Genomic DNA, 20,622 nt, shown 5'->3' with positions numbered 1-20,622 from the left:
ACGAAACTCGAAACTCGAAATACGAAATATATTCCAAATTTCTAATCATAAATGTTTCGGATTTTGGATTTAGTGCTTCGAATTTTGGAATGATTATGCCCAATTCTCCAACTTATACCGATATTTGGAACAAGATTTTTCCGAATCGCACCGCTAAACCAATTTTAGCCATCGCGAGTGTAGTTTTAGTGGTTATTTTGCAATATTATTTTAGCAAGGTTCACATTTCCTCTTTTCAATACACGGTGATCGTCGTTTTCGCCATTTATGCCCTATGGCAATCGTTTTGGCGCCAAAACATCGACGCGCTGTTGCTGTTGTTTACCTACATCAACTTTAGTATGGTTTATTCCTTTAATCATTTAGAAATATGGCCAATTTGGACGCTACTTGGCGCATCTACTGTTGTAATGGTGATTCTGACAATTTGGCGCGGACACCATCTTTTCCCAAAATCGGTACTGTGGCGCCATTCCTATTTAGTTGGTTTTATCACCGCCCAAATTATTACCTACTTAATGTATTGGGTGATATATGATGATGTACTTAGCGAAGCCCTACTAAGCACCTTTTTTGTCTATCTACTGTGGAGTTTTCTAGAAGCGGACGCAAAAAAGGAATTTTCGTGGAACAAATTGTGGGGTGATGCAGTGATGTGCTTGTTGCTAGTCGTTTTTGTTCTTGCTACAATTAAACCGGTACTTCTAGGCAGCGTTAGGTAAATATGAAAATACTTGAAAAAATAAAACAATTCACAAAATCCATTGCTCGGTTTTTCTCACGATTTGAGTTTAAAAGACGCTCAGCGAGATCAATATTCTTTAGTTTGGTTGGTTTGTTTGTGGCCTTAATTATTGCGTTTGCGATTGCAATTTATGGGTTTAACGTCAACAATTCATCTGCCAAATTTATGGCCAGAATCATTCCGTACCCTGCGGTTAAAGTAAATTGGTCACTTATCCCGATCTCGGATTACAACTTTACCTACGATTATACTAAGCATTTTTATGATGCCAGCAAAACCAGCTACGATGTTACTACGGTCAAAAAGCAGGTGATTGACCTACTAATTACCGATCAGCTGACTGCGAATCAAGCTACCAAGAACAAGATCAAGGTTAGCCAAGACGAAGTAAATCAGGCTTATCAAAAACTGCAAGAAAAAAGTGGTAAAGAGGAGCTTGCTAAAGTTCTGACCGATCTATACGGGCTAAACGAGGATCAATTCAAAAATTTAATTGCCAAGCAGCTACTCAAAAATAAAGTACAGGCTTGGTATCAAGATAAAAAACAGTGGCGCGAAGTTCAGGTTCGTCATCTGTTAGTTAAAGTAGATTCCGGCGCTGACCAAAAAACCATTGATGCCGCTCAGGTAAAAGCTAAGGACTATCTAAAGCAGATAAATGGCGGTAAGCCGTTTGCCGATATGGCCAAGCAATATAGTGAAGACACGGCCAGTAATAATAACTCTGGCGAGCTTGGATATCTAAGCCGCGGCCAGTCTGTTGCTGAGTTTGACGACGCAATTTTTGCCAGTTCGGTTAAAAAAGGTGATATTCTGGGACCGATTCGTACCACCTATGGTTGGCATTTAATCTTAATAGAAGATATTCGCGGTGATAACGACTTTGTGATTTGGAAAAATGCGGCTAAGGTTCACACATTCATCGGGATCTAAATTTAATACTTAATATGTCTTAATAGCGGAGGCTGATATGGCAGATAATAACCCGTGGTTGCGTGCGCAGCTACAAATTCAAAGCATCGCCAAGAAAGTTAACCTTGACCGATTGTGGGTGGCCAAATTATCTAATCCAGACAAAGTAATCGAGCTAAATTTGCCGTTGTTAAAGGATGATGGCAACGTGGTGGTTTACACCGGATATCGATCTCAGCATAATAACGCCCTCGGGCCATACAAGGGTGGTATTCGTTATCATCCCCAAGTTAACGTAGATGAGGTAAAAGCGCTGTCATTGTGGATGACAATGAAGAATGCCGTGATAGACGTGCCATTTGGCGGTGGCAAAGGTGGTGTTAATGTTAACCCTAAAGATTTATCGACCAATGAGTTAGAAAGATTGACCAGGCAATACATTAGCGCGATTGCCGATAATATTGGGCCGCACAAAGACGTGCCGGCGCCAGATGTGAACACTAACGGGCAAATAATGGAGTGGGTGGTTGACCAATTTGCCAAATCGACCGGCAAGAAGTCGCTGGCGGTGGTTACCGGTAAGCCGCTAACTCTAGGTGGATCATTGGGACGCACCGAAGCCACCGGTCTAGGGGGCGCGTACGCCTTTGAGGCGATCATGAAGGCCGCAAAGATCGATATCACCAATCTTACCGCATCTGTACAAGGATTCGGTAACGTGGGGCAGTACGTGGCCAAATTCTTGGTTGAGCTGGGAGTAAAGGTGGTGGCGATATCCGATTCCAAAACCGGCATTTACAATCCGCTTGGTATCACTAATATTGATGCGTTAATTGAAGCAAAAAACAGCGGCAAATTACTATCGGATATGGCGGAAAAATCGCAAATTATTTCTCCGGATAAGATATTGACGCTGCCGGTAGATGTGATAGTTCCAGCGGCGCTAGAAAATGTGATAGTGGCCGAAAATGCATCTCAGATTAAAGCCAAATACGTTTTAGAACTGGCCAATGGCCCCACTACCGCCGATGCGGATCAAGTACTAAAAACAAAAGGAATAATGGTTATTCCGGATATTCTAGCCAATTCAGGTGGTGTGGCGGTTTCTTACTACGAATGGTATCAAAACATCCACAAGCAATCGTGGAGTAAAGAGAAAGTTTTTGCCAAACTTAAAGCCCAAATGAATAAAGCCAGCTTGGCGGTTTATAATTTGTCGGTACAAGAAAAGACCACACTAAGAGATGCCGCATACATGGTGGCAATAAAGCGAATTACTAATCATTCAAAAAAATAAAAAAATTTCCATCATTTCAAATTGTAAATTTCAAATTTCAAATTATCACACAACCACCCTATCGGATCCGCCAGCTGGCGGACAGGGGGTCGAAATGACAAGCTAACCGATATTATTCTAGTGATTTAGAGATGCCGGCTTTATTATTATGATAAGCTTGCTGAATGGCAGGCCATTCATCGGCAATAACCGAAATACCAGCCGCAATTGGTACGGATAGGATTACACCAACTAATCCGAATAATTTTGCGCCAATCAAAATTGCCACAATTATTATTACAGGCGAAAGCCCGACTGACTTTTGCATCACTTTTGGTACCAAGAAATTACCTTCCAGTTGCTGTACCACTAGATATCCAATCGAAATGCCAACTACTACTACTAGTTTGCTAATATGAAATGACGAGTCAGAGGTTAGTGCGACAAACAATGCGGCGCCGTACCCCAAAAATGGTCCAAGATACGGGATTAATTCGGTTACTCCGGCGAAAATTGCCAGAGTCAAAGCATAAGGTACGCCGAAACTAAGCAAAATAACCAAATCAATCAATCCGATAATCAATCCCAAGGAAAGTTGACCGCGTAACCAGTATCCTAATTTGACGCTAATTTTGTGTATCACCGAAACAATTTGTTCTTTATGTGTTGTTGGTAATACAGTCAGAATGTATTTGCGAATGCCATCCTCATCAAGCAAAAGATATAGCGATAATACCAGAATGGTAAATGCGCTAGCGATGCCGCCAAAAATGGCCGAGAAAAAGTTGACAAAACCGGTGCTATCCGTCGGTAATCCGGGAATTTTGGCATATAACATTTGCAACTCTTCAAGCGCCGAGCTGGATTCGGTGATACCAAATAAATTCTTGATTTGTGGTAGTTGCAATAAGTCGATTGTCTGGCTAAACAGCAACGGCACAATCAGCCATGTAACCAGAATCAGTAATACGGCAATGGAGCTAAAAATTAAGGTAACAGCCAGCCAGCGCTTGATCTGCAAGCGTTTAACCAGCGAGTCGACAATCGGAGAAAGGGCGGTTACCAAGATCAAAACAATTAATAATAACAGCAATATGCTTTGAATTTTTTGCAAAAAGAAGATGCCAAAGATCACCACTAGAATTTTGATGATGGCACTGGTTGAAATGTCAAATTTGACGCGTTGAACCGCTGGTTGTTCCATTTTATCCCCTTTGTTCTCTACCTTATCATAACCATAAATTGCGATTTTTAGCAAATTTAGAGACAAAAAAACAACCACTTGGGTTGAAAAAAATGGGGGGGAGCCGATCAACTGGCGACCGGCCCCCGTTAGGCGTGTGCGGTTTGGGAGTTTGTAAACAGATATGAGCTGTATCCCATGGTCCTCCGTGCGGAGGTTCGGTATCCGCTTAAGAGCGGCGTGGCCCGTATCCATGGGCTTGGAGCTTGAATCCGGTTACATATCCCATACGACTCTCTTCGGTGGAGTTACCTCCATGCAGACCCCCAGATCGTCGTAGGCTGTGTCGGAGCCTGGCCACTTGGTTGAAACTCCCACGAGCACCTTGTGACCAGTGTTGGATTGGCGAGAAATCTCTCGCACAACCGCCGCAGTTTCCGGCGAACTGCATTGAAGATGGCGACGTCGCGTCTGCTATCTCCCAACATCAATGAATATACTCTTGTAACAAACTTATGTCAATAGTGAATTACTGCTTGAATTATAGATAAAAAAACAACCACAAGGGTTGAAAAAAATAGGGAGGGGCCGGCGCGAATGCGCCGACCCCCTGGTTCGGGTAAGGCTGAGATCCTTAGGGGTACTCGGGTGGCTGCTGATCCTCGCTTTGGGATCGTTAATGGTGAAGTGCAAGGCGTACGCACGTCCCCGCCATTGACTTCCATGTGCATGCTCACCAGAGCAATCCGCAGGATCCTCCGCGACTCCCGAACACTTCTTGCCCTGCCGCCATCGGCAATATTCGGTTGTCTTTATTTGGTTTTTGGGGCACTGCCCTACTTGCAATTCGGTGCGGTACCCACTGGTGGCGCCAGGCTTAGATGGGACTCGGTCGCCATCTAGCTAGTCGCTTGAAAGGCCTGCTTTCTCGCTGATCAGCGAGACGCAGGACTTTCTCGGCCTGACATTAATATATATACTCCAACTGAATCTTAATGTCAATAGATGAGTTAAAATTGCAACAGAAAGCCGTGGTCTTTCAGCCATTTACGCCTGATTTTATAATCGGGTAGTACTTTTTCAACCTCAGCCCAAAACAGTTTACTATGGTTATGTTGTAAAATGTGCGCCAGCTCGTGCACCACCACGTAATCAATAACGTCTTTTGGAACTTGAATTAGCTTCCAATTCAGGCTAATTGAGTTAAGGTGATTGCACGATCCCCAGCGGCTAGTTGCTGAGGTAATTTTGACTGCATGATATTTAATATCCATTAAGGTAGCAAATTGATCTAGCCGCTGTCGTAAAAACATGTCTGCCTCGTTTTTGTACCATTTCAGTATCATTGTTCTAGCTAGTTCCGGTTTGGTATTGGGAATAATTAGCGCATTCTCAAATCTCACCTTGCCACTGATCTCACCTGAAATCTTTAGTGGATATTCTTTTCCCAAATACCAAAACATATCGCCATCATTAAAATGATGCGATTGGCGGTGTGGTTGCTGTTGGTGTACATCGAGTCTTTTAGCAATCCACGCCTCGTTTTGATGCACAAATTGATCAATTTGACGTAAGGAAACCCAAAACGGCGCCCGCACTATCACTTTACCATCGTGATCAATTTTGATTTGCACACTACGGCGTTTTGCCCGCACAATAATATATTCTGTCATAGAAATAAATGTAGTTGGTTTGCAAATAAATTACAAACTAGATACATTTGACAAAATGTGGTATAATCAGGCAAATACTCGGGTCGAACGTTAACAATCGACTACGGGGGATGCCGTTCTACTATTCGCGCGTACGTTTTTCCTGTGGACACCCACACTACGCGCTATCGAAAGGGTCAAAACACGATGTAGAAGTGCTGCGGGCACCCCGCCCGCGCAAGTTTGCGTTTTGGCTGTCGAAACACGTCTCTGCTAGTGCTACAGAAAGGACGAGTACGATGAGCGGCAAGCTTTCTCGGTTCGTTTCGGTTGTGGTTGGCATCGTTGTCGTTGCCGCTTTGGCCATTGCGGCACACGCTTCTACTCCTCCGGTAGTTGGGGTTAGCTACACCGCCAAGGTGTTGCCCACTCCATATGTCAACCCAATCTATAGTAGCCCGTTTTACAGTATCACTGGGATGAGCCCCAGTGGAGATACCATCGTTGGGTACTGGAACCAAAGCTACAACAACAAGCTGTTGGTCTGGAGAAGGGGGGTGCTTGATGCTACATCCCCGATTCATTATTCATCCGGAAGAGGGGTGAATGATGCGGGCGTCATTGCCGGCTACAGCTATTACCCTAGTCAAGCTTCCACATGGGACGGGACTGTACAGAAAGTGATGGGGGTGCTATCAGGAAATATCTCTGGTAGCTATGCATATGACCTAAACTCGAGGATGTTCATCGTCGGGGAGTCTGTCATCTATCATACCCCGGACGGTACTCCACCCAACACTGTTGCGACCATCTGGAGGAAGGACGGGCAACCGTTCAACATTCACTCGAATATCGGCGAACATACAAGCTCAGCGAAGCAGATCAACGCTGTAGGCCAAGTGCTCGGAACAGGCGGGTATTGGACGCTTTGGACCAACTGGGTCACGTTCGATGCGGTGTGGACCCCGTCTGGCCCAGATAGCACCAATGGCAGCTGGGTACGATTGCCCGGGCACGCCCCGGATGAGCGGTGTCACGGCGAAGCGCTAAACGACCGTGGGCATGTGGTTGGTCGTACCAGTCTTGGTCCCGCATTTTGGGACGAAGCTGGGGTGCACGATCTTCCAGCTCATCTTGTATTGGGTCCGGGTTGGCCCTTCGCTATCAACAACGATGATCTGATCGTTGGCGCCAGGTTCTATTCCCCCACGGACACCGGTATGTTGTGGGCAAACGGCGAGGCGTACAACCTCAATGATCTTATTCCTAAGAGCGCAGTGTTGATCTGTGCTGGGAAGGGTATCAGCGAGGACGGACGGATTGCCGCCAATGGTTTCCTAGACGCCACCATTAGCAACTCCTTCCGACCGTTTGTTCTTACCCCCATCCGCATCACCGGATTGGCCTCGTTGCCACCGGTGGTCAAGGCGGGGACAACTCCATCCGTGCTGGTTAGTGTAGACACGGTGGCTCCGGCGGAGGGCATCGTAATCACCCTCAGCAGTTCCTCGGCAGGCGTGATTGTGCCGTACACGGTTACAATCCCAGCCGGCACCAAGTCCGCCTGGGCCAAGTTGAACGTCAAGACGATCTCTGTGGCCGAACCGGTGACGATCACCGCCGCAACGGTGGCCGTCAAGAAGACCATGGTCCTTGCGTCGCAGTAACGCGACGTTTCCATGCGCGCCTCCCGACACTAGTTGGGAGGCGCTTCTCATTTACTTAGGTTATTCTTCTCCTCGTGAGGAGAGGGTTTTCTGATATGAAAACGATCGAAAACGTGTTATAATTTGATAATCGGAGTGTAGCGCAGCTCGGTAGCGCGCATCGTTCGGGACGATGAGGTCCTGGGTTCAAATCCCAGCACTCCGACCATCCTTCGCTACCTCCTACGCTAAAGCTTCGGAAGGTCAAGAAAGCTACGGATGGCACAGCCATCTCTGCCACTAGGACCATGGATGACAAATCATTCGCCCTTGTAGCTCAGTAGATAGAGCAGTCCCGTCCTAAGGGAAAGGTCGTAGGTGCAACTCCTACCAAGGGTACCAATCAAATCAAAAAAATTTGGAGGGAATGTGCCAGAAACTATGACACCCGGAGAAGAGGACGTCCAAATCGAAGCGAAGCATGTCAATCCGTGGGAACGCGGAAACGAACCGCCGGTAGCAGAGCCAACAACTCCGCAGTTTATACCTCAACCGGTACCACAATCCGAAAAGGACCATTGGGGACAAGGGTCAGCCGAAAGTGCGTCGGTTGTGCCACAATCATCTGGAAATTTAAACGCAAAAGATAATCCCCCTGTCCCATTTAATCCAAATAAAAACCCGTTGGACGTAAATTCGTACAAAGACACACCCACCGAATCACTAAAACCGGGAAATCAGGAAGCTGCGATGGCAACCGAGCCAACTAGAACAAATAGTTCTTGGTTCAGCCGCCTATTTCACCGAAACTGAGTGTTTGAAAGGATTGTATGAAAATTGGTGTTGTCGGAAGTATGCAGCATACTGAAAAAATGATCGTGCTCAGAGATGAGCTAATAAGTCTAGGCAACGAGGCATTTGTTACAACTTTGGCGCAATCTATGATTGGCAAATCCGATGATGAAAAAGAAGTTATAAAATTGCACCAAAAAAATAATATGGACGCTATTAGGAAATTTTGGAGTCAGATGCAAGGGGCTGATGCGGTTCTGGCGGCAAATTTTGATAAATATGGCGAGAAAAATTATATTGGCGGCAACACCTTCTTGGAAATAGGTTTTGCCCACGTTTTAAATCAAAAGATATTCTTACTTAATCCAATTCCAGAGAATAAGTACTACAAAACCGAGATCGAGGCGATGAAGCCCATTGTTATAGACGGTGATTTAAGAAAGATTAAATAGGTTCTGATCAAAGTGACGGACAAACCCCTAATAACCTAATCACCTAATTTAAACCATTTCGCGAATACGAGATATTGACTTGGCTTTGAGGCCGTTGGTCTCGATTAGAACAGCGTTAAATTCGGCCTCGCCTTTACCCATCTCGTAAATCTCATTTGGCTTGACCATAAAATTATGGACAATAATATCTTTATCAACTCCAAGTACGGATTGATGAGCTCCCACAAATCCAACATCAGAAATATAAGCGGTGCCTTCGGGCAAAATTTGCTCATCGGCGGTTGGTACGTGAGTGTGAGTGCCTAAAACGGCGGCCACTTTGCCATCCAGAAAGAATCCAAACGCCCGTTTTTCGGATGTTGCTTCGGCGTGAAAATCGACAATCACTACATGGTTTTTTAACTCACTCAGCACTTTTTCGGTTGCTCTAAACGGATCATCTATGCCCTCTTTCATAAAAATGCGGCCGATCACATTTACCACTGCCACTTTGGTAGTGCCAATTTCTTTTGTCCAAACTCCGCGTCCGATGGTGCCGTCGGGATAGTTTATTGGGCGTAAAATTAGTTCGTTTTTATCTTCTAATGTCGGATAGATTTCTCTTTTTTGCCAGATATGATTGCCAGAGGTAAAAATATCGATTGGCAAAGCGCGTAATTCATCATACGCTTTCACACTGACGCCATCACCACTCGATGCGTTTTCAATGTTGGCGATAACTAAATCTACCTTATGTTTCTTGATTATTTCCGGTAAAACCTCGGTTACTGCTCGGCGCCCGAGCCTGCCCGAAATATCACCGATAAAGAGAATATTCATATTTAACCTTCTTTTTTTATATAGATTCCGGGTCTAGCCCGGAATGACAAGGGATTAATCCTTCCGTTTAAGTCGGAATGCCAAGCGGACCATTTCAATAATTACCAATAAACTGAAAATGTAGGGGGCGTAAACCAGCCAGAGCCAGAACGCGTTAGTGGGGGTGAGCGGATCGAATAAACCGTTGCTACGCATTAAGTAAGCCACAATTACCCAGATTAAGGCCGACAGTGCCGAAGCGATAACGGACATAATCAGCCGATGCTTGCTTGTTAAATGATATATTCCTAATGCCAGCGTGACTCCTGGTAGTGCCAGGGCAAAAACCGCCAGTGTTTCAAACGCAACGCGGTTGATGTTTTTGTCCATCAACATAAATAACCCGTAAACAATCGCCAGGCTAATTAGAGGATAAACGACAACTGACAATCCTAGTTTAAATATTTTTTTGAAGCGTTTCATATTTTAAAAATTCTAAAATGTAATTTTATTTGGCGTATTCAACTGATCGCATTTCGCGGATAACGTTGACCTTAATTTGACCCGGGAACTGCATAGTGGCGGAAACCTTGTTGGCCACGTCTTTGGCTAGCTTATGCATTGCTAAATCATCGATGTCCGAAGGATTAACGATAATTCGCACTTCACGCCCGGCCTGAATAGCAAACGATTTTTCCACACCTTTGAATGAATTGGCAATGTTTTCAAGCTCGGTCAAGCGTTTGATATACTGATCTAAGCTTTCACGTCTGGCACCCGGTCTGGCGCCCGATATGGCGTCTGCAGCCTGCACCACGAACGCTTCGGTAGATTTGATCTCCACATCCTCATGATGGGCCTCTGCGGCGTGTACAACGTCTTCTGGAATGCCATATTTACGCATAATATCACCCGAAATTAATGCGTGGCTACCCGAAACCTCTTGCGACACTGTTTTTCCAATATCATGCAGTAAAGCAGCTTTTTTAGAAATATCTACGTTAGCGCCAATTTCTGCGGCTAAAACGCCCGCAATGTGCGACACTTCAATGGCATGACGCAACATATTTTGGCCGTAACTGGTACGAAACTTTAATCGGCCAAAAATCTTTAATAATTCAACCGGCAATCCAGATACTCCGGCCTCATAAGCGGCGTCTTCACCGGCTTTTTTAACTTCTTCGCCAACTTCGTCGGTGGCTTTTTTAACCAACTCTTCAATGCGGGTAGGATGGATGCGGCCATCTTGGATCAATTTTTCTAGCGCCACACGGGCAATTTGACGGCGTACCGGATCAAATGACGATAAAATGACGCTGTCGGGAGTATCGTCGATAATTACATCCACTCCGGTTTCTTTTTCAAAAACCTGAATGTTGCGGCCTTCTTTGCCAATAATTCGCCCCTTCATTTCTTCGTTTGGAATAGTAATGGCCGAAACAGTTTGTTCGGCGGTCATATCCGAAGAGATGCGTGAAATGGTGGTAGCTACAATCTTACGGGCGCGTGATTCGGCTTCGTCTTTGGCGGCTTGCTCAACCTGTTTAATGCGTTGAACCAGCTCGTCTCGGTTTTCTTTTTCCACTAACTCTAACAACACTTTTTTGGCATCATCTTTAGTTAATTTAGAAATTCGCTCTAACGATTGCTCTTGCTGAGTGCGAATTTCGCGTAATTTATCTTTCATTTCGGATACTTCGGCGGTTGATTGCTGCACCAATTTACGCTCTTTGTCTATCTCTAAAACGCGCGTCTCTATTGCTTCTTCGCGGCGGCGCACATTTTGCTCTAATTCCTTAACTTCTTTTAAGCGATGCTCTTCTTCTTTTTTGGCATCATCTTTAATTTTTAAGGCCTCATCTTTAGCTTGAAAGATGATATCCTTGTGCTTATTTTCGAGTTCATCGGCGGTTTTTTGCGCCTTATTTTTATACTGCTCTAATTGGCGTGCAGTTAAGGTTCGAATAACGATAATTCCAATCACAAGTCCGGCTACCCCAGACAGGGCAGCTATTATAACAGCTGACATGAGTACATCCTTTCATTGCAAAACTTTCTTTAATCGGATGGATTTATTTGAGTTACTACTTCGTCCATCCTGCTTACAGCATACTTTTTTTTACAGATTCTGTCAAACAATTCGGAGGGTGGAGAATGGAAGATGGAGGATTGACTTTCTTGTTCGAGGCGTAGCCGAGAATTATCTCTTGTCATTCCGGACACAGATCCGGAATCTATATGAAAGAACGGCTGGACTCTTAGGTCTTGCCCAGAGTGACAGAATATACTAACCCGCATTTGAATTATGGTAAAAAAAATAAGGCCGGCAAGCGCTTCGCGCTCACCGACCTGGTGTGTCATCTTTCCCCTGTCTTAGCGGAGTACATTGCGGCATCCGCCGCCGCAGTCATTCCGTCAAAAGTCACGGGGTGTGTGGCCAGCTCTCGGACTTTGTTTAGGTGGCTCTCCAACAGCTTAGTCCGAGACGCCCCAGCCACAAACTTTCCAAACACCTTCCGGTGCTTGGAATGGTACACCCCGATCTCCCCGAGTGGGCGCAGCGCTTTCCAGCTGCGGCCGGTGGCAAAGCAGAACAGTCCCACTTTTTCGTGGTTTAGCACCGCAATGCCAATGCTCATCCCGACCTCGGGGAATCCACGGCCAGCGCCCCAAGTGTTAATCGCGTTCATGGACGACTCGATCTTTTGCGCTAAACTCAGCGCGTCGCCCCGAGCAACAAGCACGAATTCGTCACCGCCCACGCGCCCGACACCGTCGGACTCACGCAAGTGGCCAAAGACGTTGCCAGCGACGCTGCGCAGCATTTCGTCTCCGGCGTGGTGACCGCACTTGTCGTTGAGGCGTTTGAACCCATCCAGGTCTGCCAACATTACAACTACCGGCGGGTCTGATTCCGAATATCGAACCGAACTTGAAACGATTCTCTGTCCAATCTCGATGATACCTGGCTTAGACAATAGTCCGGTTAGCCAGTCGTAAGCCGACTTACGGCGTAGGCGTGCGTTCGCAAAAATCAGCCTAATGATCCAACTGGCGAGCGCGGCGATTATCAACGCCAAACTGACGTACAGCATGGGAGTATCCCCCTAGTTTTTGGTTTGAGCTTACCTGCTCAGCTGATAGCTACGTTAAGGTACGGTAGATAGTTATATTATATCATACCGAATTATATTTGTCAATAACAAAACAGAGGCCGAATATATTTCATATCCGCCCTCTGTTTTTAGTAAATATCGATTTTATTCTTCGGATTGACCCTCTAGGCTGTCCTCTTCTTTGCACTCATTGCATTTGCAAACCATTTCGCACTTGCACTCTTCCTTGACAGTTTTACCCGGGCAAGCGCAAGCTCCACGGCACATTTCACAGTTACCATCTGAATCACACATCCGAACTCCTTTCTACTTCCACTTTTTTGATTGCTTTTTAATATTAATTAACTCTTTTACCGCACTGATAAATACGCTAACCCCATTAACACTTGAACCTTCCTGATCACACCATTCGACTGGCACTTGTTTAATGTAAAGGAAGCTTTTTCGCGCTCGAACCAAAATCTCTAAATCAAAACCCCACCGATTGGTTTCAAGTTTGCCAAATAATTTATCTACTACATTGGCGCGAAATAGTTTGAAGCCACATTGAGTGTCCGGAAAACCGGGTAAAAGTAGTAGCTGAACCAAGGTGTTAAACAGGCGTGATCCAATGATGCGCGTTAACGGTTGCTTGATGCGGATGTTGGATCCTTTCATATAGCGCGAACCAATTACCACCGGGAATTCATTGGCAAAAGCCAAAAGTTTGGTTATTTCGCTAATCGGTGTGGCGTTATCGGCATCGCACATTAGTCGATATTCGCCAACAGCGCTGAGCATGCCGGTTTTGACCGCTCCACCTTTACCGGTATTTTTAGCCTGTTTTATTGGTCTAACGTGCGGTAGTTTGAGCCCAGATACCACATCAAACGTATTATCTTTGCTACCATCATCTACCACCACAATTTCGTAGCTGTATTTTTGCGATTTTAAATAATCGTCAATTTCTTTAACAGTTTTAGCGATGCGTTTGGACTCGTTGTAGGCCGGAACGATAACACTCAGATATATTGATTCTGTCATTTTAATTTGTCCAAATTAAATACTAGAACTCCGGGGGTAATTTTATCAACTAATTGATAGCTGAACAACCAGCGCATTTCCGGTGATTGTAATGTGGAAGCACCAATTATCATATAGCCGGATCTGTCTGTGGCAAGATTGGCGTTTGGTCGGCGCGGGATGCCGTACATATCTATCGCATCGTCACCGTCCCAGTTGTAGAAAACGTACGGCACACCTAAGTTGTGAGTATCGGTGTATGTTTTTATGCGATGCAAATCTTGTGCCCAGTCTAAATTGGAGTCAGTGGCATATTTATAGCCGTTGTAAGATCCACCCACGAATTGGTTAAAATATGATAGATAAAATGGATACATCAACGCAAATTGGATAGCTAAAACGGCTAGTAGTACCGAAAATACAATCTTAAGTTTCTTGCTCAATAACGTAAAAACATATCCGACTACAATAAACAAAGAAGGGTAGAATGGCAAAATGTGTCGAATACCCAGATTGGCGTGGGAAAGCATGCTGATAGTCAGATAAATTAACGATGATGCGATCAAAAATACCGCAAACTGATTTTTTTTGCGTTGCTTAATCACCACCGCCAGGCTAAAAATCATCAAAAACAGGCTGATAATTGGGGTTTTTATGGTAATAATGACCGGGAAATAGTACCACCAACCCGAGTCCTTTGACTCGCCAAACAAGAATGATGGATGTCCGCCGCCGGTGTGATTAAGCACCATTGCCGCGCCTTTTAGATAATCGGTTGGCAGTGGAACCCATTTGGCGATGTTGTCAAAATCGTATAATTGCCTTAAAGCGCCGTTAAACGGTTCGGCTATTACCTGCCCATAAGCATCGTATCCGGTGTCCATCGGTAGCGTGGTGCGGTGAAAACCATATCCCGCCCATATCACCACTGTGGCAACAATAAATGAGACGAAAAGCAGCCACCATCGCTTTGCTTTGTCTTTTTTTGCCTCAATGTTGTAGATGATATACCCGCCAAGCAGCATAATAGATATTGGACCTAGCGCCAGCATGGTAAATTTGAGTAAATTGGCAATGCCTAAGGCGACGCCAAAAATGGCGGCAGACTTATATGATGGTTTTTTGATTAGATACCAAAGTGAGGCAATTCCGGCGATGTATCCCAAAGTGGCGCCAATATCGGTGGTGGCTAAATGGCCATGACCGGTAAACGCCGGGTCTAGTACGTAAAGCACAGTGGCAATTAAGCCGGCCCACCAGCCAAAAGCCAAAATAGCTACCAGCGCAATTACCGCTCCCAGCAACGTGGTCAACAGCATTGGGCCAATGCGGGCGTAAAAAAGAATGGTGTCTACGGCCACGTTTGAGTAGTAGAGCAAATTGTGGCCCCAGTTACCCGAATACCCGTACGGGTCCAAATAATAATGGCCGGCGTTGTTCCAATCGGTTGGATCTTGGTTTGGGTCTAGATTAAGAAATAGTAGGGGAAACGCGGCGATTTCTTTGACCAAAGGGGGATGTTCGGCGTTAAAACGATAATCACCCTTGGTTAAATAGGTATAACCGGCGCCAATGTGCACCGCTTCATCGATAGTTTGAGAGTCTTTTTTAGCTAAATCAACTTGCAAAATAAATTGCGCTACCAGCAGTGCAACAATTATTGGCAGCACAATTTGCCATGGTTTAAGGCTCTTTAGTCGTTTAATCATTAATCCATTATGGCAAAAAATATTCGCTGTTGAAAGGGCGGATTGATTTTTATTTAGCGAATTGATATTGTATGGGCAGATTTCGTATACACTACGCCGTGTAGGAGCGTGCGATGAACGACTTTGTAGACAAGTTGGGCAGACGCAAGCACCCGTCTTGGGTGAAGAGGAATCCTCTGCGGTTAGAGCTGATCCGCAAGAGGGCGGACGGAACCATCACAGAGGCAGAGGGGCGCGAACTCGAGGCGCTGGAAGCGGAAGTAAGCAAGTCTATCGCCGGAGCACTGGCGGAGCCAATCCGCGAACTCGAGGGTAAACTCGCGCAAGTCCAGCAAGAAGCTGTAGGACACGATCATAGCGTCGGGCACTAAGCCCGGCGCTTATAATTTAATATTTTTTATTGCCCAAAATCCATTTTTATGCTATGATTTATAAGTGATTCGTTAGGAAATTTGTTCATAGACTGGATTCCCGTCTTCGCGGGAATGACAGGAGAATATATTTCGGGGTGTGGCGCAGTTGGCTAGCGCGCGTCGTTTGGGACGATGAGGCCGTCGGTTCAAGTCCGACCACCCCGACCATCCTTCGCCAAGGTTACGGATGGCACAGCCATCTCTACTGAAGCGGGTGTAGCTCAATGGTAGAGCGCGAGTTTTCTCCATCCTCCGTAGCAGTTTTTTGCGGGTATAGTATAGCGGTATTATGACACCCTTCCAAGGTGAAGATACGGGTTCGACTCCCGTTACCCGCTCCAAATTTGCTACTGCGGAGGACGGGCAAACTCTGACACGAGGGTCCGATTCCCTTCACCCGCTCCAAACTTGTAGATCATACTTTAGTATGTTTAAGAAACAGACTGAAGTCTGGGCTACTTTTTTTATATAGATTCTTAGGTCTTTCCGTGAATGACAAGGAATAATTAAGATTTTGCCCCAAGCTCTGCTTTGGTAGATTGCCCCACCGCTTTTTCGGTTACTTGATACTCTAGATATTTTCCAAACATCAACCGCGTTTGGGCATCGATGGCCGAGAATGAGCCTAAGAATATCGACACAAACGGTACCAACACCCATTGCAGCAAAAAGCCAATATATTTAATTGGTTTGTGATGTGGTGGGCGCGGCGGAAGCAATAAATACGACAGGTATAACGAAGTTAATGTTCCCACAATCGCCAAGGTCAAAATAATTTGGGTAACGCTTAGCATATGATAACCAATCATTGTGTCGTGAAATCTATTGTTTACAATCAACGGAATCCAGCCAAAAAATCCCAAAAACAGCGCGGTGGTAGATCTGGAAAAGTTGCTTTCGGTGTGTTCTAAAATGCGTCCCAGTTTAGATGTCCATGGAATTTTAGTGTCTTTCCAAGATTTTTCGGCTAAATATGCCAAATCAATTACACCCCACGCCCATCGGCGCAGCTGTCGGTACTGATTCATTAAGCTGCCCCAATATCCTTCAGACAGTACCGCGTCCATATACAGCGGGATGTATTGCGGTTGGATGGTCAATTTGCCGTTATAGCGAAAGTAGGCGTCGTAATATTCGCGTGAGTCTTCGGGGATGGCGTTCACCGTCCAGTAGCCAATGTCCACCACTGTTTGAAAACAGTCGCTGCGGCTGGAAAAGTTGTAAAAATGAGTTGGGCGCATGGTATTGTGCATAAAAATGAAGGTAGAGCTGATGGCGATAACGCGCATTGGCGCGCCGGTGTCCCAGATGTTGTTGTTATAAATGTGGATTGGCTGATAGCAGGTGTGCTGGTCTGGTGGTGTGTGCATAAAGTTCCACTGTACGTAAGCAAAGTATTCTTTGTGCGTTCGGGTGTCTGCGTCGAAATTGTGTAACAAAACCTGTTTTGGCGAAATACGCATTTCTTCACAAATTTTGTACAGATGCTTGGCAGCCCACGTGGCGTTAGCGCTTTTACATTTAATCTCCCCCGGAATGTTTTTAGGGTGAATGGTGTGTTCAAATCGTAAAAATTTATCTTTAAATCGCTCCGACAAATATTGGTTAAGATGATCACTATGTTCGCCAGCGCGCTCTTCGGTGCCTAAGACTAAAATGGTGCGCTTTTTGACATCGAAATTAGAATTTACGTAGCTATTTATTGAGGCTTCCAGCAACTCGGCCGGTTCTTTGTACGCCACAATGATGATAGCTTGATACACTTCATCAAGTTTGTATCCGCACGGGGTGATGGTATTGCCTAGACTAGCTAATTTCTGATGCCAGTTTGTTTTAGCAGCTGAGCGCATTCGGTTGTAAACTCTAATGATGTTGTTAGATAGCTCGACCGAACGATACAACCAATACAAATCAAAACAGATCACAAAAATAGCCACTGGTATTGGATACCAAATAGCGAGTAATGCTGGTAACAATAGCGCAGACCAAGTTAAGGCTCCGGGTAGTATTTCAAAAAATCGCTTTGCAGCAGGCGGAAAATTTTTATGCATGGTTATATATTAACATTAAATTATCGAATTGTAATTTTGTTGGTTCGAATTGTCGTTGCTAATTGGTCTAATTGGATCGATTGGATAAATTGGAGTTTGTTACTAAACATTCAATTTCCAAAGCGTAATTAAGTAAAATAGTGTCAATCCTAAAATAAACAATGTGGCGGCGATGGGCATGACCACCCAAATTTTCTGACGTTTCAGTGAGCTAATGGTGATTGCCAAATTAACTCCACAGATTAGGGCAACGTATTTAATAAGTGACAAACCATTTTCAAACGGCGAATACAGCCCTTTTTCGTTGGGGATGATTAATTTTAGCCATAAAAATAAAGTGATGCCAAACATCACCAACGCCAAAACTATCAGCCACCAGATTATATTTTGCTTCAAACCGCTAAGCCAAGACCTTGTTTCATCAAACATAGTCGCATCTTACACCCATTCTTGGCATTTTGGCAATAATTTGGTTGAACTGAAACACTCAAGTGTAGGAATTTTGGTAAAAAAGTGTTATTATATTGCCGTAATTGCATCTTAACAGCGTTGCCGGTTGTAATTAGCTCTACTGATTTAGGGCTGATTTAAGCCGGCAACATGCTTTGATTGATCACCAATGTCCAAAAGGAGGCCTGGATGTACATTGATACGCGTAAGCTTGAGATGGCGGCAAATCTGGTAACCAACCCAGAAGGTGTGGAGTCGACTCTTCTACGGTCTGCTCGGGCTGCGCTTCGATTTGAGGCAACGAAGATCTCAAGTAGCCTTGCAGTTCCGCTAGCTGCCTGTCGCCAACAGCTGCCGTGGGAGCTGCGAATAACACGGCAAGGAATTGGCCACCGCTACCGACTTAGCTGCAATTCGAGCATCACTGGCGAGTGGCCACATCAAGGGCGTGCGCTGAGATTCGAGGTACTGATGCCAGACGGAAACTGGCATAACCTAACCAAGGAACAGGATCTCGATGCGATGATGGCCTTCACAGCAGATCTCAAAGTGGGCTTGGCCAAGTCGATCGCGGCTGTTGTTGCTCATCGAACAGCACATGGTCAGGTCAATCGCTTGCGGCGTCGAGTCAAGATCGGCTAACCGGTACGCAAATGGGTTGCGGGCAATACGCTCGCGACCCATTCTTATAATTATAATCTTAGGTCATGGTATTTGTGGTAAAAATTCGATAAAATTGATATGGTTCTGTCCTAGGTCATCCGACTTGCGAGTGTGGTTCAATGGTAGAACGTGTCCTTCCCAAGGATAAAACGGGAGTTCGATTCTCCTCACTCGCTCCAAAATCGGAGGATGAAACTAGCAAGCATAGCTCGCATAGTTTCGAAATTGCTAGTGGCAATTATAGAAGATAGAAAATAGAAGATGGAGTGGAATTTTTTGTCAAATTATGTTAAAATATATATTGGATAGTGGATCTTTCTATCCTCGATCTTCCGTCCTCTATCTTCCGATTTGCGCCTGTAGCTCAGTGGATAGAGCAATTGCCTTCTAAGCAGTGGGTCGAAGGTTCGATTCCTTCCAGGCGCACCACGCTAAGCGTGGTAAACGGGACGCTTAGCGTCCCACCAATCTGGAGGATAGAAAATGGAAAATAGAAGATAGAATATTCGGTCCATCCTCCATCCTCTATCTTCCATCTTCTGAATTTATGGAGACTATGGTGAAGCGGTATCACGACAGATTGTGGCTCTGTCATCAAGGGTTCGACTCCCTTTAGTCTCCCCACAAAAAGACAAAAAGACCTAATTCTTTTAGGTCTTTTTGTGAATCCTTATTTGAAAACGTGAGTATGTTTTAGTGTTTGTTTATATTTTCGAACGTTAGTTATTCGTTTGACCTGATTATTCCTCGGAGCCTTTAGAACGACCGGATTTTGCTTGGTGGCGGCTAGCGCATGCGGTGTCTTAATCACCGCGAAACTTCCGCTGATGGCTGTGGCAGTTGCTACCAGAAACGCCCGTTTCTTCATTACCATACATTTTCCTTTCGTTTGTACAATAATGTCTGACGCTGGTTACGCAAAAATGTTGCCCAATCCCTGGCCACCCTTAATATATCCTTTGCGATCCCTTGAGTAGAAACAGTTTGTTATAGACTGTCCCCGAAGCATGTTCGGGATGGCTGGCGCCAGATTCCCGTCAAAGTCTACCCCGAGCTTTGCCTCGGGGCGGGAATGACATCGGGCGAGTGTCAGTTACGCGTTTCTTCCATCCTTTAGCACAATGGTTTTTTTACATGCCGCGGCTACTTCGGGATTATGCGTAACGATTACAAATGTCTGATTATTATCTCGATTCAATTTCTTTAACATCTCAATTATTTCGATAGATGTCTTGGAATCCAGCTCACCGGTTGGTTCGTCGGCTAAGATAATCGCCGGATTATTCATTAATGCTCGGGCAATGGCGACGCGTTGTTGCTGTCCTCCCGATAGTTCGGCGGGGCGATGCCCTGCTCGCTCAATTAATCCGACCAATTTCAACAATTCCAGTGCGCGAGCTTTGCTTTGGCCTTTTTTCATTCCGCCGTATCGTCCAGCCAACATCACATTCTCCAAAGCGGTCAACGATGGCAATAAGTTAAATCCTTGAAAAATAAAGCCAATTTTTTTTGATCTAAATTTAACCGCTTGTTTCTCTTTCAACGAACCGACCGAGGCACCATCAATAGTCAATTCACCTGCATCGGCTCGATCAAGCAACCCCAAAATATGCATCATGGTTGATTTTCCGCCACCCGATGGCCCCACAATCGCAGTAAAATCACCTTTATGAACCTCAATATTTGCGCCTTGTAATGCTTGCACCAGGTTCTTTTTGGACATTCGGTACGATTTTTGGATGTTTTTGGCTGAAATTATTAC

20 protein-coding genes and 7 tRNA genes are annotated in these 20,622 nt (G+C 45.2%); 15 read left to right on the top strand and 12 right to left on the bottom strand.

The window, feature by feature from the left end:
* Positions 1–95 precede the first annotated feature (95 nt).
* The 3 genes from WC773_02385 to WC773_02375 are packed head-to-tail and all read left to right on the top strand — an operon-like array spanning position 96 to position 2,954.
* On the top strand, positions 96–722 hold the full coding sequence (locus WC773_02385; GenBank protein ID MFA6082235.1) for a hypothetical protein: 627 nt from the start codon (positions 96–98) through the stop codon (positions 720–722).
* A gap of 2 nt (positions 723–724) precedes the next feature.
* The gene (locus WC773_02380) at positions 725–1,678 is read left to right on the top strand and encodes a peptidylprolyl isomerase (GenBank protein MFA6082234.1); all 954 of its coding nucleotides are present in this window, start codon (positions 725–727) and stop codon (positions 1,676–1,678) included.
* A 37-nt stretch (positions 1,679–1,715) separates the two neighbouring features.
* Positions 1,716–2,954 carry a Glu/Leu/Phe/Val dehydrogenase gene (locus WC773_02375; GenBank protein MFA6082233.1) on the top strand — a complete coding sequence of 413 codons (1,239 nt, stop codon included), beginning with the start codon at positions 1,716–1,718 and terminating at the stop codon, positions 2,952–2,954.
* Between the two features lie 112 nt (positions 2,955–3,066).
* Here the strand turns inward: WC773_02375 and WC773_02370 are convergent, their stop codons facing one another.
* Positions 3,067–4,137, bottom strand: a complete 1,071-nt coding sequence (locus tag WC773_02370; protein MFA6082232.1) for an AI-2E family transporter — start codon at positions 4,135–4,137, stop codon at positions 3,067–3,069.
* A gap of 989 nt (positions 4,138–5,126) precedes the next feature.
* Entirely contained in the window at positions 5,127–5,789 is a 663-nt protein-coding gene (locus WC773_02365; protein ID MFA6082231.1) for a SprT family zinc-dependent metalloprotease, read from the bottom strand.
* A 278-nt stretch (positions 5,790–6,067) separates the two neighbouring features.
* Between WC773_02365 and WC773_02360 the strand changes: the two genes are divergently transcribed.
* From WC773_02360 to WC773_02340, 5 genes are all read left to right on the top strand, one after another.
* A complete protein-coding gene (locus WC773_02360) occupies positions 6,068–7,435 on the top strand; it encodes a hypothetical protein (protein ID MFA6082230.1) in 1,368 nt (455 codons plus the stop codon).
* Between the two features lie 131 nt (positions 7,436–7,566).
* Positions 7,567–7,643 (top strand) — tRNA-Pro (locus WC773_02355).
* A 97-nt stretch (positions 7,644–7,740) separates the two neighbouring features.
* Positions 7,741–7,816 (top strand) — tRNA-Arg (locus tag WC773_02350).
* 27 nt (positions 7,817–7,843) lie between these two features.
* Positions 7,844–8,227 (top strand): hypothetical protein, encoded by a 384-nt coding sequence (locus WC773_02345; GenBank protein MFA6082229.1) that lies wholly within the window; start codon positions 7,844–7,846, stop codon positions 8,225–8,227.
* A 17-nt stretch (positions 8,228–8,244) separates the two neighbouring features.
* Positions 8,245–8,658: a hypothetical protein gene (locus tag WC773_02340; protein ID MFA6082228.1), complete on the top strand. Its 414-nt coding sequence runs from the start codon at positions 8,245–8,247 to the stop codon at positions 8,656–8,658.
* A 48-nt stretch (positions 8,659–8,706) separates the two neighbouring features.
* Here WC773_02340 and WC773_02335 read toward each other — a convergent pair whose 3' ends face one another.
* From WC773_02335 to WC773_02310, 6 genes are all read right to left on the bottom strand, one after another.
* A complete protein-coding gene (locus WC773_02335) occupies positions 8,707–9,477 on the bottom strand; it encodes a TIGR00282 family metallophosphoesterase (protein MFA6082227.1) in 771 nt (256 codons plus the stop codon).
* A gap of 54 nt (positions 9,478–9,531) precedes the next feature.
* Positions 9,532–9,939, bottom strand: coding sequence for a hypothetical protein (locus WC773_02330; protein MFA6082226.1), 408 nt, complete (start codon positions 9,937–9,939; stop codon positions 9,532–9,534).
* A 25-nt stretch (positions 9,940–9,964) separates the two neighbouring features.
* Positions 9,965–11,485, bottom strand: coding sequence for a ribonuclease Y (rny, locus tag WC773_02325; protein ID MFA6082225.1), 1,521 nt, complete (start codon positions 11,483–11,485; stop codon positions 9,965–9,967).
* A 328-nt stretch (positions 11,486–11,813) separates the two neighbouring features.
* Complete coding sequence (locus WC773_02320; protein MFA6082224.1) at positions 11,814–12,551, bottom strand: GGDEF domain-containing protein; 738 nt, start codon at positions 12,549–12,551, stop codon at positions 11,814–11,816.
* 327 nt (positions 12,552–12,878) lie between these two features.
* Positions 12,879–13,595 carry a dolichyl-phosphate beta-glucosyltransferase gene (locus WC773_02315; protein MFA6082223.1) on the bottom strand — a complete coding sequence of 239 codons (717 nt, stop codon included), beginning with the start codon at positions 13,593–13,595 and terminating at the stop codon, positions 12,879–12,881.
* Entirely contained in the window at positions 13,592–15,283 is a 1,692-nt protein-coding gene (locus tag WC773_02310; protein ID MFA6082222.1) for a hypothetical protein, read from the bottom strand. The genes WC773_02315 and WC773_02310 overlap by 4 nt, the downstream gene beginning before the upstream one ends.
* 113 nt (positions 15,284–15,396) lie before the next feature.
* Between WC773_02310 and WC773_02305 the strand changes: the two genes are divergently transcribed.
* The 3 genes from WC773_02305 to WC773_02295 all read left to right on the top strand — a co-directional run bounded on the left by WC773_02305 (position 15,397) and on the right by WC773_02295 (position 16,037).
* Complete coding sequence (locus tag WC773_02305; GenBank protein ID MFA6082221.1) at positions 15,397–15,654, top strand: hypothetical protein; 258 nt, start codon at positions 15,397–15,399, stop codon at positions 15,652–15,654.
* Between the two features lie 133 nt (positions 15,655–15,787).
* A tRNA-Pro gene (locus WC773_02300) sits at positions 15,788–15,864 on the top strand.
* A 99-nt stretch (positions 15,865–15,963) separates the two neighbouring features.
* A tRNA-Gly gene (locus WC773_02295) sits at positions 15,964–16,037 on the top strand.
* Positions 16,038–16,202: 165 nt separating this feature from the next.
* On the opposite strand, the gene WC773_02290 is transcribed toward WC773_02295, so the two are convergent.
* Together WC773_02290 and WC773_02285 are read right to left on the bottom strand one after the other, a co-directional pair.
* Positions 16,203–17,747, bottom strand: a complete 1,545-nt coding sequence (locus WC773_02290) for a hypothetical protein (protein ID MFA6082220.1) — start codon at positions 17,745–17,747, stop codon at positions 16,203–16,205.
* A 102-nt stretch (positions 17,748–17,849) separates the two neighbouring features.
* Positions 17,850–18,176 (bottom strand): hypothetical protein, encoded by a 327-nt coding sequence (locus tag WC773_02285; protein MFA6082219.1) that lies wholly within the window; start codon positions 18,174–18,176, stop codon positions 17,850–17,852.
* Positions 18,177–18,668: 492 nt separating this feature from the next.
* On the opposite strand from WC773_02285, the gene WC773_02280 reads away from it, so the two are divergent.
* From WC773_02280 to WC773_02265, 4 genes are all read left to right on the top strand, one after another.
* Positions 18,669–18,839 (top strand): hypothetical protein, encoded by a 171-nt coding sequence (locus tag WC773_02280; protein MFA6082218.1) that lies wholly within the window; start codon positions 18,669–18,671, stop codon positions 18,837–18,839.
* 126 nt (positions 18,840–18,965) lie between these two features.
* Positions 18,966–19,039, top strand: a tRNA-Gly gene (locus tag WC773_02275).
* Between the two features lie 174 nt (positions 19,040–19,213).
* A tRNA-Arg gene (locus WC773_02270) sits at positions 19,214–19,289 on the top strand.
* A 121-nt stretch (positions 19,290–19,410) separates the two neighbouring features.
* Positions 19,411–19,484 (top strand) — tRNA-His (locus WC773_02265).
* A 46-nt stretch (positions 19,485–19,530) separates the two neighbouring features.
* Here WC773_02265 and WC773_02260 read toward each other — a convergent pair.
* Positions 19,531–19,734 carry a hypothetical protein gene (locus WC773_02260; protein MFA6082217.1) on the bottom strand — a complete coding sequence of 68 codons (204 nt, stop codon included), beginning with the start codon at positions 19,732–19,734 and terminating at the stop codon, positions 19,531–19,533.
* A 219-nt stretch (positions 19,735–19,953) separates the two neighbouring features.
* On the bottom strand, positions 19,954–20,619 hold the full coding sequence (locus WC773_02255) for an ABC transporter ATP-binding protein (protein ID MFA6082216.1): 666 nt from the start codon (positions 20,617–20,619) through the stop codon (positions 19,954–19,956).
* Between the last annotated feature and the right edge of the window lie 3 nt (positions 20,620–20,622).

This window comes from Patescibacteria group bacterium (assembly GCA_041660565.1).
GTDB lineage: Bacteria > Patescibacteriota > UBA1384 > CAJBMM01 > CAJBMM01 > JBAZWC01.
Note: the sequence above shows the minus strand (reverse complement) of the source record. Positions and strands in the feature narration are given on the sequence as shown.